The following is a 12,761-nucleotide window of genomic DNA, read 5'->3' as shown; positions in this document are numbered from 1 at the left end:
AATAGATGTGAAGAATGTGACTGTTCCAAATGTGAAAGTCAACATATAATAATGAAAAGACAAGCCTGCCTTTTAGATAGGAGAGATAGAGATGAACAAAGGGAAGATACTCGTAGTCGAAGATGAAAAGAAAATTGCAAGGGTGCTGTCACTTGAACTTGAATATGAAGGATATGAGGTCACAGTCAAAGAGACAGGCATGAACGGACTTCAAGCTCTTGAAGAAGACAGCTTCGATTTGGTGCTGCTTGATGTCATGCTTCCAGAATTAAGCGGCCTTGAAGTGCTGAGAAGGATTCGGAAGACTAATACATCGACACCTATTATTTTGATTACAGCAAGAGGAAGTGTTCCTGATAAGGTAAGCGGGCTCGATCTTGGAGCGAATGATTATATTACAAAGCCTTTTGACATAGAAGAATTATTGGCGCGAATCCGCGCGCAGCTAAGATTGAATATTCATGCGCAAGAAGAAAAGGAAACAGAGCTGAGCATAGCGGATTTGACCGTCAACGAGAAAACAAGAGACATACAAAGAGCCGGACAAATGCTTGAGCTGACACCAAGAGAGTATGATTTGCTTGTCCACTTGCTAAAGCATCAGCAGCAAGTGCTTACAAGGGATCAGCTTTTAACAGCCGTTTGGGGCTTTGATTACTTCGGTGACACGAACGTGGTGGATGTGTATATTCGCTATTTAAGGAAAAAAGTCGATTACCCATTCGAAAAACAGCTGATTCACACAGTGAGAGGTGTGGGTTATGTGATGAAAGGATAAAGAATGAGATTAAAAAATAAAATCCAGCTTTATACGTCGTTGTCTTTGTTTTTAATGGTGCTGCTATTCCATACAGCCATATATTTTATTTTTTCGATGACCTTGACGCAAAAAGATATGTCTCGGCTGTCTGAGGTGGCTGAAAATATTGCCATTGCTTTAAAAAAATCAGAAGAAGAGGGCCTCCCATCCTCAGAGCTGCTAAAGGCATATCTGCCTCAAAATGGCATGATCCGTGTCGTGACAGAGAAGGGTCAATCGAAGCTGACGGTCACAAAGGAATCAACGTTTAGCTCACTGCCTTTTACATATGAATCTAGTCAGACAGCAGAAATTAAAGAATACAACAAGCAGATGATTGCATTCGCTGCGATCCCGGTCATTTGGACAAATGGTGAGATTGTGTCGCTTCAAGTATATGAAGAAATCGAAAATACGGAAGAAAATTTGGCATTATTAAGAATGATTTTAATCGCAGCAGGCGTTTTGTTTATTGTGCTCTCCTATTTTGCTGGCCATATTTTAACAAAACAAATCGTCCGGCCGATTAGTAGAATGACGAGTACAATGAAGGCAAGTATGAAAGAGAAGGCGTTTAAACGGATCAAACTAGCCGGCGATTCTAAGGATGAATTGTATCAAATGGGCCAAACCTTTAATGAAATGTCAGAAATTCTCGAGACGCATTATGAAAAAGAGCAGCAATTTTTGCATGATGCCTCTCATGAATTGAAGACACCGATTACCGTCATTATGAGCTACAGCAATTTACTAAAGCGCTGGGGGCAAACGCGCCCAGAGGTGGTAGAAGAGTCCTCTCAAGCGATTCATGATGAAGCGAAAAAAATGAAGAGACTGACAGATCAATTATTAACACTTGCGAAAAATGGTCAGCCGCTATACTTGGATATGAAGCCAGTTGATCTGGGTCATTTGTGCAAGCAGGTATGTCATACACTTGAAGTCGCAACTAATCGAACCATTCACCCTGACGTGCAAACAGGTCAGCCGCTCGTCGCTGAAGGGGATGAAGAGAAAATCAAACAGCTTTTGACCATCTTGATTGATAATGCGGTTAAATATAGTGCAGAGCCAGTTGGTGTGATCTGCGGGAAAGCAGGAGACAGGCCGTTTATTTCAGTCATGGATAAAGGAATTGGCATAAAAGAAGAGGATCTGCCGAAAATCTTTGACCGCTTTTTCCGTGTGGATGAAGCGAGAAACAGTGAGACGGGTGGAACCGGTCTTGGTCTTGCAATTGCGAAGCAAATTGCTGAAGAGCACGGGGCCGAGCTGAAGGTAGACAGCCGTATAGGCGAAGGGACAACCATGACCATTCTTTTTCAGAAATAAATGGGTCTTTTCTCATCAATTTCTCATTTCCTCCTTATAAAATAGGAAATAGGAAGGAGGCGCTGCATGTCTAGAAAAACGAAAATGGTGCTTGCGCTCGCAGGATGCTTCGTCATTCTTGCGGCCTTTGCAATGCTCATGATTCAAACCCTTGATCAAAAATTATTGAGTGAAGCAGAAATCAAAAACATCATCGCAAAAGACTACAATGGCCATATTACACATATTGATTTAATTAATCATAAACAGGATTATACTTTGACACTTGAAAATTCAAATGGCATCTATCAAATCATTGCATCTTCTGCAAGCGGTCAGATGAAAGAAATCAAACAGCTAAAAAGCTATCAAAAGCCAAATGAAAAAAATGCTGAACTTCTAGCAGAAGAAGCGGCCGTTAAAAAAGTGAGTGGAACCGTCATTCAAAAGAAAGAGAAGTCAGATCGTTTTATCTTTACGATCCAATCAAAAAAAGAATTATATCAAGTCGATGTCGATAAACAAACCTTTAAGGTAATAGAAGCAGAAAAGAAAAAACCAACCTCTAAAGAAAAGAAGCTGACGAAAATCACGGTTGAGGAAGCCATCAAAATTGCCGTAAAAGAAGTCGGGGGGACAGTGGATGATGCCGATCTTGAAACATTTAGCGGCATGCTCGTGTTTGAAGTAGAGCTGGATTTGCCTGACGGAAGAGAGGCAGAGGTGCTTGTGAACGCATATACAGGAGACATTGAAGGCATTACGTACGAAAACTAATCCTTTTCTCATGATTTTCTCATGTTTCTTTCCTTCCTTTATCATCTTGTTTTTTTAAGATAAAGGAGAAATCAAACAGAGGAGGACATGAATATGATGAAAAAAGTACTAGTAGCTACAGCATTAACAGGAACTCTTGTCGCAGGTGGCTTCACTCTCCAAGCGCAAAATACAAATCAAACAGCAAATGCCGAGCAAGTGGTGCAAAAGAAATCATCGTTTGTCTCAAAGAAACAAGCTGAAAAAGCAGCACTAAAAGTGGTGAAAGGCTATGTGGACGATGTGGACCTTGAGCGTAAAAAAGGAAAATGGGTGTATGAGGTCGAGATTCAAAAAGGCGGCTTTGAATATAAAGTATATGTCGATGCAAAAACAGGCAAAGCACTGAATGATCCAGTGAAAGAAAAGAAACAAAATGTGAAAATCACCAAAAAGCAGGCTGAGCAAATTGCACTTGCAAAAGTAAAAGGCACAGTCACAGATTCAGAATTAGATAAAGAGAATGGCGTATACATTTACGAAATCGAAATCACCACTCCAAGCGGCGATGAAGTTGATTTTGAGATTTCCGCTAAAACAGGCAAAATCCTAAAGCAAGAATGGGATGATTAAGCCATGATTGTACCTTACACTTGTAAGGTTTCAGATTGTTGACAAAGGGCTAAAATGATCTTCATTTTAGCCCTTTGTCTTCTTTTCAGCATGATAGAAGCCCTTGAAGTCTAGAAAGGACGAGTACGGGAGCGAATTTGACATTCGTGAGCACCGGAACGCAGGACTGACATCAAATGCGAGGGTTTGTCTACACGCAGGAACCTTACACTTTCATGTGTAAGGTTTTTTCATTAGGACAAACTACTGGAAAGGAGGCGAGAGAATATGATGAAGAAAAAAGAAGAAGAGCAGACGATGGATCATGCGGAATATGTGCCGCACCCTGATGGAGAAGGATATGCTTTGTTTTTGCATGATTCCTTTCATCTCCTCTCCCAAGAGGATATGAATCAGCCGGAAGAGGAATAAAAGACATGAAAGGGCGATGGTCACTTTGCTATCGCTCTTTTTTTGAAAAGTAAGCGAATACATGTGGAGACTTGGCATCTTGCTTATTGACATCATTCCGCTTTTTCTGTAATCTCATTGTGTTAACAATATGAGAACTTCGTTAGGTGAGGCTCCTGTATGGAGATACGCTGCTGCCCAAAAATGTCCAAAGACGCCAATGGGTCAACAGAAATCATCGACATAAGGTGATTTTTAATGCAGCTGGATTTATCCTATGCCATACAGTGCTAAAGCTCTACGATTGAAGGAGCAAGTGTTTATTTTGCCATGCTTACAAAGCGCCTTCATTCGGTTGAAGGTGCTTTTTTATAGGAAAAGGAGGTGTGGGGATGGATCATCCCGATTCGAGACACATAGAGAGTATGTCAAAAGAGCAGATTGAGACATCAGATAGAGGAGATCCTGACCCCCGCACATTCTAAGGGACTCGGGTATCTCCTGACTTTGGGGAGGTAACAGCGATGATACAGAACATTACGTACGATGAACTCATTTTAAGAATCATTATTTTATTAAGAGACGGCAAACGCAAGGAATTTAAAAACATTATGGAAGAGCTTCAGCCATATGATATGGCCTACTTATTTAAAGAGCTTCCAGAAAAACACCGCGGGCGCTTCCTTAGCTTTTTAACAGTTGATGACGTGACGGAAATGATGGGTGAGCTTGAGCGAGAATATCAAGAGATTGTCCTTGAAAAAGTAGGGAAAGACAAAGCCACCTTCGTTACAAACAAAATGGATAACGATGACCTTGCCAACTTGTTCGATGAAATGGATGATGAGCTAAAAGATCAGCTTTTATCTAACATGGAAGCAGAGGAATCAAAGGCCGTCCAGCTTCTGATGAATTACCCTGCTGAGACAGCAGGACGGATCATGACCAACCGGTACGTATGGATTCCTCAGCATTATACAGTTCAGGATGCGGTTGTGAAGCTGAAAAGCTTTGCTGAAATAGCAGAATCGATCAACTACTTATATGTCATTAATGATCAAAAACAGCTTGTAGGGGTCCTCTCATACCGTGACCTTATTTTAGGAGAACCGGATGAAAAGGTGCAGGATCTCATGTTTACAAGAGTCATTGCCGTTGGAGCATTTCAAGATCAGGAGGAAATCGCAAAGCTGATTGAACGATATGATTTCCTCGCCATTCCTGTTGTGGAAGAAAATAATGTCCTCGTCGGAATTGTCACAGTCGATGATATCATTGATGTCGTCATTCAAGAAGCAGGCGAAGACTATGAGAAATTTGCTGCCTCTGGTAAAGATATTACGTTTGACACGCCGGCATTTGTTGCCGCATACCGCCGTCTTCCTTGGCTCATTTTACTCTTATTCATTGGGCTGATTTCAGGCAGTATATTAAATTATTTCGAAGATACCCTTCAGCAAGTTGTTGCTCTTGCGTTCTTTATGCCGATGATTGCAGGGATGACAGGGAATACAGGTACACAGTCTCTTGCGGTTGTCATTAGAGGGCTTTCAAAAGAAGAATTAACGAAAAAAACCATTATGCGCCTTATTTTTAGAGAGCTGAGAACAAGTATTTACATTGGGATTGTCTGTTCCATTATTATTACCGTCGTCGCAATGGTTTGGCAGGGCAATATGATTTTAGGCTTTGTGGTCGGTTCCTCGCTTCTTGCGACACTCATTATTGGAACAATGGCAGGTACGGTCGTGCCGATTATTTTACACAGATTAAATGTGGACCCGGCCATTGCATCTGGGCCACTGATTACAACATTGAATGATATTTTATCACTGCTGATCTATTTTGGAATTGCAACAGCATTCCTTCATACACTGATGTAGCAAAAAGAACTGTAAAACGTGACGTTTTACAGTCTTTTTTGAATAAAGATTGCATATAGCGCTTCCATCCTTTACATTTTAAGGAGAAGGTGGGAGAGAAACATGAAAAAGCTCTTATTCATTTTGTTGTGTATCCTTTTGCTTAGTGCATGTCAAAGGGAAGACGAAGGGAAAGACAGAAGGCTTGTCGCTGCAGAGCACATGCTTGAAGCGATCGCTGAAGGAAATAAAAGAAAAATGGAAGACATATATGTGGAAGGTGCGGTCCCTCGCCCAAACGATATACTAAAATTGAAAAAAGAATGGGGCATTGAGAAGCTTTCCTATCAAGACTTTCAGATGGAAGAAGCAAGTATTCATGTCTTTCATGCAAATTACGAGGATACTCGAACTGGAGAGAAAAAGGCACTTGCCCTTCGGGTGAAAGAAGATCCGGAAAGAGGCGTACTCATTGACTTTGTAGGGGTTGTTGAAGGAGATGACGCTTCGTCTAAATAAAAAGAATCGTTCAAAAGAGCGATTCTTTTTTGATTATCGATTTTTGTACCGGAAGTGTGCGTTGATCTGGCCTTCCAGCATTTTTTTCTTGAATTGTCCGCTTTTTAATGCTTGCTCTTTTTTCTTCATATCTTTTAAAATTTCGGCTGTCTGCACACCATCTTCTCGTTTATTGGCGATGTCCATTAAACGTTCTACATCAGAAAAAGAATATTTCCGCGTGCCTCTTGTTGAGCGCTGGGGGTAAATGAGTTTACGTTCCTCATAATATCGGATTTGCCTCACGGAAAGCCCTGTTAATTCACTGACAATTCCGATTGAAATGACTTTTTTATCTTTATACGATACATCTTCCTGCGTCATATACTCACCCCTGCAAGTCTTTTTTTCTATATTATATAGAACGGCAAGTAAAAAAACCTAACGTTTGTTAGAAAATATAACACAAAAACGAAATAAATGAAAAAACCATGGAAGGAAACTTGACATTAAAGGTGTAATCCATCTTGCGAGCGCATATAATAATGGGGAATTGACATAGGAGGAGGAGCATATGATGGAGCAATCACAGATCATTCGTATGGCAAAAGAAATCATCGCTTTAGATGTAAAGAGGGATGAATTACTGGAGCAATTCATGCAGGCTGCGGGGCATAATGCACATGCTCTTTTAAGAGCCGTACAAAATGATTTGTATAAAAGGTCTTCATAAGCACCCGATCCACATCAATGAATAGGAGGGGATAACCAGTGCGGCGTATATTAAAAGAAGCTTTAGCGAAAGAAAGGCATTATTATACGAAGCAGCTGTGTTCGTTAGGGGTATACAGCCCTGATATGACCAAAAACATGACAATTAGTGACTTAAAAAAAGAGTATCATTTCTTTTTCAACAAATCAGAGCGCTATTTATGAAAATCCCTTAAAATGTGCACACGTCACATAAAGGGTTCTTTTTTTGTTCAATATTATAGTAATATTGAATTTTGTAGAAATTTGACGAATGGATTGTAAGAAAACAAAGAGTCTTTACAGATTATGTTAAAATATGTCGTAACTTGATGGTTTGCTAAAAAAGCTTTTTTTCGAGATGATTGTGAAAAATAAGAAGGATTTTAAAAGTTTATATCGAAATCTTATACATAACACGAATGGAGTCACTTATGTGGTTGAAAGGGTTTTCAAAAACGTACTTCTATTTTTTACGAAAGGCTCCAACTGCACCGCAAGAAAGCCTTGAAGTTAAAAAAATATTATAAGAGGTAGATATGTGATGAGACTATCGTTTAATGAAGAAGAAGTAGAACGTTCAATGACACTTTACAAGGTTTTTGCAAGAGCATTTAAAAGCGTTTCAGAACACAGTATTAGAGATAGCAAAGAGCATGGATTTAATCCAACTGAATTTGCCGTGCTTGAATTACTGTACACAAGAGGTGCTCAAAAGCTTCAGCAAATCGGCTCAAGACTCCTGCTTGTCAGCGGGAATGTCACGTACGTAATTGACAAGTTAGAACGAAATGGTTTCATTGAAAGAGAACAGGACCCAAAGGACAAACGGTCGGTTTATGCCCATTTAACAGATAAAGGGCGCAGTTATCTTGATAAAATTTACCCGATCCATTCTCTTCGTATTGCGCGGGCATTTTCTGGTCTGACGCGTGAAGAACAAGAGCAATTGATTAGTCTGCTGAAAAAAGCAGGCATTCACAGTCAGCATTTATTATTTAGATAAAACGAAAAGGTGCCATGGTTGGCACCTTCAGATTGTCGACAAAGGGCTGAAATGATCTTGGTTTTAGCCCTTTTTCTTCTTGTCAGCGTGACATGAAAACCTTTGTAGACCTAGGAAGGATGAGTACCGGAGCGGAGCGAATATGAGATTCGAGAGCACTGGAACGTAGAACTAGCGCACAATGTGAGGGTTTGTCTACACGCTGAAAGGTGCCATGATTGGCACCTTTTTTTATGTCTCTAGCTCATGTGCAGGATAGGCAATGAACTTCTCGATATCGCTTGCTGGAAGGGGCTTTGCATAATAAAAGCCTTGCAAATCGTCACAGCCCTGCGCAGATAACAACTGCGCCTGAGCAAAGGTTTCAACGCCTTCTGCAATGACTTCGAGAGATAATTGATGCCCCATCGCTATAATGGCACCAGTGATCTGTTCAGACTTTGAATCACTTAAAATATCCTCAATGAAGGATTTGTCGATTTTTAGACGGTGAATGGGCAAATCCTTTAAATAGCTTAAGGAGCTATGACCTGTACCGAAATCATCAATACTAATGCGAACGCCAAGATGCTTCAGCGACGTTAACACCTGTTTTGACTGCTTAATGTTGTCCATTGTCATACTTTCAGTCACTTCAAGTTCGAGCAGTGACGGGTTAAGGTCGTATTTTTTCAGTGTCAGCTTCATCAAATCAATTAAGTCTTCAGAATTGAATTGTTTAGCAGATAAGTTGACAGCTACGGGAATCCTTAAACCATTGTCATACCACATTTTTGCCTGCTTACATGCAGTATCAATGACCCATCTGCCAATATCAATGATAAGACCAGATTCCTCGGCTAATTCAATAAAATCCTCAGGAGACTTTAAAGAACCGTCTGGTGCTTTCATTCTTAAAAGGGCTTCCACCCCTGTCATTTTTCTTGTTTTGGCACTGACTTGAGGCTGATAGTGAAGCACAAACTGCTCTCTTTGAATGGCATCTCTTAACTCCATTTCTCGATTTAGCCTGTCTTCACTAGACCTTTCCATTGATTCGGTAAAGAACTCATAACGGCTTTGCTTATGCTTTTTGGATAAATACATCGCCATGTCCGCTTTTCTCATCAGCTCCATCCCGTCTTTGCCATTTTGCGGAGAGATGGCGATTCCAATACTGATAGAAGTAATGAGCTGATGATTCTGGATGAAAAAAGGGCGTTCAAATTGACGGATGATATTTTCAGACAGCTGTTCAATTTTATGTGTCCCATGCTCCATGTGAGGAAAGATCATTAAAAATTCATCTCCGCCAATTCTTGCAATGAAGCCGTTATCTGGTAAACATTGCGTCAGTCTGTTTGCGGCGGCTTTGAGCAGTAAGTCCCCAATGTTATGCCCTAGTGCATCATTAATAATTTTAAATCGATTCAGGTCAAGAAAAAGAACAGCCGTTGATGTCCTTGTCTCTCCTTGTGCGGATAGAACATCATTTAAATGATTGATGCCGTGACGCCGATTAGGAAGCTCAGTTAATGCATCATAATGTGCCATCACATGAATTTCTTTTTCTGCAATCCGCTGCTGCGTTAAATCCTTTAAAACAAGATAAATACTGTCAAGTGTATTGTTGACATGAACAGGTATGTAAGTGACATGGTAATAATAAAAGCGATCTGCTGCTTTTAGTTCTGCTTCACGTGACATAGCCTTCTTTGACTGGTAAATGAATTTTTCCCACATCTCAGTCGGCATCACATATTGGCTGACATCATCACCGATCCAAGAATTGCATATTTTTAAAATTTGCTTACCAGAGTCATTCGCAGAAAGCACCTTTCGATCGACAGATAACACGATAATGCCATCGATATTATGTTTGATGAGTGATTGGAACCGCTGTTCATTTTCCTTTAGCTTATCTGACTGCTTCATGATTCGGTAATCAATATAAGCACCGAAGATCATTAGCGTTTGGACAACCAGCGTCATAAGGCCGATGAAAATAGATAGACTAAATGGCGACATTTCAAGAGAACCGCCCGCAGCTGCCTGCCCATCTGAATGAAAAAACATCGTAGAAGCAGCCATGCCGGTATAATGCATGCCAGCAATAGCACCAGCCATTATGAGTGCACCAGCTATTTTGAACAGCTGGTCCTTCTGTCTTTTCTCAGATCGATGGAGTCGAAAAAAGAAATGTAACGAAAAGAAAGATGCTAGTGCAGCAATGAAAAACGAAAGAAAAAAGAGGACTGGGTCATAGCTAATTGTGACATTTGCCATTGATTCCATTCCGAGATAATGCATGCTGCAAATCGCCGATCCCATGGTGATTGAACTAATCAGCAGTCTTCTTGTGGAGAGCTGCTCTTGAATGCATATCGAAAAAGCGATCAAAGAACCGATAAAAGATGCCATAATCGATAAAATCAGTAAAGGGGTTTCGTATGTAATGCCAGAGCGCATGTGGAATGCCATCATACCGATAAAGTGCATCGACCATATCCCCATCCCCATGATCATTGCACCAATGATCAGCCATACCTTTTTCTTTGCGCCGCTTGACTGTATCACTCGGCTGGCTAAAAGAAGAGCTGAGTAGGAGGCACCGGCGGCGACAGCGACTGACAGAAAGACAAGCCATCCGTTGTAGCTTCCTGTTAACTGGGTCATATGAGAAAACCTCCTGTATCCTAAAACAGACATATACTTCATATATCGGATCGATTGGCCCCGGTGTTCACTTTTCCTTCACTTAAAAAGAACAATCAACATTTTTTTCGTTCATTTTTTATAGTAAAATCAAATTTAATGTAAAAAAACGATGAAAAGTGAATCGTTTCTAAGGTTTTATACGTTTAATATGTGACGCGGTTCTAGAAGCGATAGAGCCTGTCAAACTGATTATGTGTGAAAGGGATTGATAAGCATCGAAGATTTCATTATTTCTTTGGCTGATGCCTTTAAGAATTTGTCGTACTTTGGCATTTTCCTCGCATTATGCATTGAATTTGTTCCTGCTGAAGTGGTTTTGCCTCTCGCGGGTTACTGGGTCTCAAAAGGGGACATGACCTTCATCGGTGTTGTGGCTGCAGGATCGATTGGCGGTGTGGTGGGTCCTTTGACCTTGTACTGGTTAGGGCGTTACGGCGGCAGACCCTTTTTGAATAAATATGGGAAGTACTTTTTTGTGAAACCTGAGTCGCTTGATCAATCGGATGCTTTCTTTGAAAAGCATGGCGGCTTTGTCGCGTTTAGCGGCCGGTTTATTCCGGGGGTGAGAACCCTTATTTCCATCCCATGTGGTATTGCCAAGATGAATGTGTGGGTATTTTGCCTGTATACGTTTTTGGCCATTACGCCGATTACGTTTGTGTATGTGTATCTAGGATTTATACTTGGGGAGAATTGGAAAGAGGTTGGTGCCATTTTAGATCCATATCTTTTACCGGTTGGAATCGGTATTGTGATCTTGTTCGTTCTTTACGTATGGCTAAAGCGAAGAAAGAGAAAAACAGAAACGCCAACGGTCTAAACATGGTATTCAGATGAACATAACGTGTTGACAATCCAGTGTTTATTGATTAAGATAAAAGTAATCTAAATATTCTTAATCCCACCAAAGGGGAGTAGCGTCCGGTTTTTACCGGAAACAAAGTCGTCATTACATGGACTTACGTTCCATCGGCTTTGTTGGCATGATTTTACATATCACATGTCTAGCAAGACCTTTGCCATCTCAGGCAAAGGTCTTTTTTGTATTCATAAGCCTTTGTCTGTTGTGGGACAATAGATAAAAACAAGGAGGAATGATGATGGATGCAGCAATAATTTTAGAGTACGGGTGGGTTCTTCTCGTATTGATTGGATTAGAAGGGATTCTAGCAGCTGATAATGCGCTAGTCATGGCCGTGATGGTCAAACACCTTCCTGAAAAGCAAAGAAAAAAGGCATTGTTTTACGGACTTGCAGGTGCGTTTGTCATGCGATTTGGTTCTTTATTCCTGATTTCGTTTTTAGTGGACGTGTGGCAGGTTCAAGCAATTGGCGCCATTTATCTTCTTTATATTTCTATTCACCATATTTTGAAATCTCATGTATTTAAGAAAAAGGAATCAGAGACAAACATGAAGCAAAGCGGCTTCTGGGCAACAGTCGTGAAGGTAGAGCTTGCTGATATTGCCTTTGCAGTAGACTCTATTTTAGCAGCTGTCGCTTTAGCGGTGACACTGCCGACAACAAGTCTTCCGCAAATCGGCGGACTTGATGGCGGTCAGTTTATCGTGATTCTTTTAGGCGGTATCATTGGCCTTGTGATCATGCGATTTGCAGCAACGGTCTTTGTGAAACTTCTCAAAACAAGACCAAGCCTAGAAACAGCAGCATTTGTCATTGTCGGATGGGTTGGTGTGAAGCTCACACTTTATACACTTTCACATCCTGCCATTGGAGTCGTGTCCTCTCATTTCATTCATTCAACATTATGGAAAGTCATTTTCTGGACGGTGCTTCTCTCGATTGCAGCATTTGGCTGGTTTTTATCAAGTCCATCCAGAAAAGGCGGGCAAGATCATAAGGAAAAACAAGAGGTGCGCCTAGAAGAATAGGTTTTTTGAAAGAAATATCATTTCATTTTCATAACACGTATATTACAAAAAAGGGGGAGATACCCCCTTATTTCTTTGCTTTTAGACGAAACGTTGTAAAGGAGATCATGAAATATGTGTCATAATTGAGTAACAGGAAATGAATTCCTCATTTCTTCCTTTGCGCT

The 12,761-nt window shown here is 40.7% G+C and carries 14 protein-coding genes and 2 riboswitches; of the genes, 12 read left to right on the top strand and 2 right to left on the bottom strand.

Going from position 1 to position 12,761, the window contains the following annotated elements; translation table 11 throughout:
- Window positions 1-91: 91 nt before the first annotated feature.
- The 7 genes from IEE86_RS07800 to IEE86_RS07770 all read left to right on the top strand — a co-directional run bounded on the left by IEE86_RS07800 (window position 92) and on the right by IEE86_RS07770 (window position 6,270).
- Window positions 92-778 (top strand): response regulator transcription factor, encoded by a 687-nt coding sequence (locus IEE86_RS07800; RefSeq protein WP_191096696.1) that lies wholly within the window; start codon window positions 92-94, stop codon window positions 776-778.
- 3 nt (window positions 779-781) lie between these two features.
- Window positions 782-2,131 (top strand): sensor histidine kinase, encoded by a 1,350-nt coding sequence (locus tag IEE86_RS07795; RefSeq protein ID WP_191096695.1) that lies wholly within the window; start codon window positions 782-784, stop codon window positions 2,129-2,131.
- A 66-nt stretch (window positions 2,132-2,197) separates the two neighbouring features.
- Complete coding sequence (locus tag IEE86_RS07790) at window positions 2,198-2,887, top strand: PepSY domain-containing protein (RefSeq protein WP_191096694.1); 690 nt, start codon at window positions 2,198-2,200, stop codon at window positions 2,885-2,887.
- Window positions 2,888-2,980: 93 nt separating this feature from the next.
- Complete coding sequence (locus IEE86_RS07785; RefSeq protein ID WP_191096693.1) at window positions 2,981-3,499, top strand: PepSY domain-containing protein; 519 nt, start codon at window positions 2,981-2,983, stop codon at window positions 3,497-3,499.
- A gap of 267 nt (window positions 3,500-3,766) precedes the next feature.
- Window positions 3,767-3,910, top strand: coding sequence for a hypothetical protein (locus IEE86_RS07780; protein ID WP_191096692.1), 144 nt, complete (start codon window positions 3,767-3,769; stop codon window positions 3,908-3,910).
- A gap of 131 nt (window positions 3,911-4,041) precedes the next feature.
- Window positions 4,042-4,205, top strand: a riboswitch (M-box (ykoK) riboswitch).
- A gap of 208 nt (window positions 4,206-4,413) precedes the next feature.
- The gene (mgtE, locus tag IEE86_RS07775) at window positions 4,414-5,772 is read left to right on the top strand and encodes a magnesium transporter (protein WP_191096691.1); all 1,359 of its coding nucleotides are present in this window, start codon (window positions 4,414-4,416) and stop codon (window positions 5,770-5,772) included.
- A gap of 102 nt (window positions 5,773-5,874) precedes the next feature.
- Window positions 5,875-6,270, top strand: a complete 396-nt coding sequence (locus IEE86_RS07770; RefSeq protein ID WP_191096690.1) for a hypothetical protein — start codon at window positions 5,875-5,877, stop codon at window positions 6,268-6,270.
- Window positions 6,271-6,303: 33 nt separating this feature from the next.
- On the opposite strand, the gene IEE86_RS07765 is transcribed toward IEE86_RS07770, so the two are convergent.
- Window positions 6,304-6,633 carry a MerR family transcriptional regulator gene (locus tag IEE86_RS07765; protein ID WP_008361347.1) on the bottom strand — a complete coding sequence of 110 codons (330 nt, stop codon included), beginning with the start codon at window positions 6,631-6,633 and terminating at the stop codon, window positions 6,304-6,306.
- 193 nt (window positions 6,634-6,826) lie between these two features.
- On the opposite strand from IEE86_RS07765, the gene IEE86_RS07760 reads away from it, so the two are divergent.
- The 3 genes from IEE86_RS07760 (at window position 6,827) to IEE86_RS07750 (ending at window position 8,005) form a co-directional block, all read left to right on the top strand.
- On the top strand, window positions 6,827-6,982 hold the full coding sequence (locus tag IEE86_RS07760; protein WP_224740890.1) for a hypothetical protein: 156 nt from the start codon (window positions 6,827-6,829) through the stop codon (window positions 6,980-6,982).
- A gap of 38 nt (window positions 6,983-7,020) precedes the next feature.
- Window positions 7,021-7,185, top strand: coding sequence for a stress protein (locus IEE86_RS07755; RefSeq protein ID WP_191096689.1), 165 nt, complete (start codon window positions 7,021-7,023; stop codon window positions 7,183-7,185).
- Between the two features lie 355 nt (window positions 7,186-7,540).
- Window positions 7,541-8,005: a MarR family winged helix-turn-helix transcriptional regulator gene (locus IEE86_RS07750; protein ID WP_095408317.1), complete on the top strand. Its 465-nt coding sequence runs from the start codon at window positions 7,541-7,543 to the stop codon at window positions 8,003-8,005.
- Window positions 8,006-8,236: 231 nt separating this feature from the next.
- On the opposite strand, the gene IEE86_RS07745 is transcribed toward IEE86_RS07750, so the two are convergent.
- Window positions 8,237-10,660, bottom strand: a complete 2,424-nt coding sequence (locus IEE86_RS07745; RefSeq protein WP_191096688.1) for a bifunctional diguanylate cyclase/phosphodiesterase — start codon at window positions 10,658-10,660, stop codon at window positions 8,237-8,239.
- Window positions 10,661-10,907: 247 nt separating this feature from the next.
- On the opposite strand from IEE86_RS07745, the gene IEE86_RS07740 reads away from it, so the two are divergent.
- Both IEE86_RS07740 and IEE86_RS07735 read left to right on the top strand, forming a co-directional pair.
- Entirely contained in the window at window positions 10,908-11,522 is a 615-nt protein-coding gene (locus tag IEE86_RS07740) for a DedA family protein (RefSeq protein WP_191096687.1), read from the top strand.
- A gap of 77 nt (window positions 11,523-11,599) precedes the next feature.
- Window positions 11,600-11,771: riboswitch (yybP-ykoY riboswitch) on the top strand.
- Window positions 11,772-11,802: 31 nt separating this feature from the next.
- The gene (locus IEE86_RS07735) at window positions 11,803-12,594 is read left to right on the top strand and encodes a TerC family protein (RefSeq protein ID WP_191096686.1); all 792 of its coding nucleotides are present in this window, start codon (window positions 11,803-11,805) and stop codon (window positions 12,592-12,594) included.
- Window positions 12,595-12,761: the final 167 nt, after the last annotated feature.

The sequence above is a fragment of the Bacillus crepusculi genome (assembly GCF_014764715.1).
Classification (GTDB): Bacteria; Bacillota; Bacilli; order Bacillales; family Bacillaceae; genus Bacillus.
This window is presented reverse-complemented; position numbering and strand designations above follow the sequence as displayed.

Bases quoted from the DNA above. Each gene is read 5' to 3' on its own strand.
- IEE86_RS07800 (WP_191096696.1), top strand. From the start codon at position 92: ATGAACAAAGGGAAGATACTCGTAGTCGAAGATGAAAAGAAAATTGCA.
- IEE86_RS07795 (WP_191096695.1), top strand. From the start codon at position 782: ATGAGATTAAAAAATAAAATCCAGCTTTATACGTCGTTGTCTTTGTTT.
- IEE86_RS07790 (WP_191096694.1), top strand. From the start codon at position 2,198: ATGTCTAGAAAAACGAAAATGGTGCTTGCGCTCGCAGGATGCTTCGTC.
- IEE86_RS07785 (WP_191096693.1), top strand. From the start codon at position 2,981: ATGATGAAAAAAGTACTAGTAGCTACAGCATTAACAGGAACTCTTGTC.
- IEE86_RS07780 (WP_191096692.1), top strand. From the start codon at position 3,767: ATGATGAAGAAAAAAGAAGAAGAGCAGACGATGGATCATGCGGAATAT.
- mgtE (WP_191096691.1), top strand. From the start codon at position 4,414: ATGATACAGAACATTACGTACGATGAACTCATTTTAAGAATCATTATT.
- IEE86_RS07770 (WP_191096690.1), top strand. From the start codon at position 5,875: ATGAAAAAGCTCTTATTCATTTTGTTGTGTATCCTTTTGCTTAGTGCA.
- IEE86_RS07765 (WP_008361347.1), bottom strand. From the start codon at position 6,633: ATGACGCAGGAAGATGTATCGTATAAAGATAAAAAAGTCATTTCAATC.
- IEE86_RS07760 (WP_224740890.1), top strand. From the start codon at position 6,827: ATGGAGCAATCACAGATCATTCGTATGGCAAAAGAAATCATCGCTTTA.
- IEE86_RS07745 (WP_191096688.1), bottom strand. From the start codon at position 10,660: ATGACCCAGTTAACAGGAAGCTACAACGGATGGCTTGTCTTTCTGTCA.
- IEE86_RS07735 (WP_191096686.1), top strand. From the start codon at position 11,803: ATGGATGCAGCAATAATTTTAGAGTACGGGTGGGTTCTTCTCGTATTG.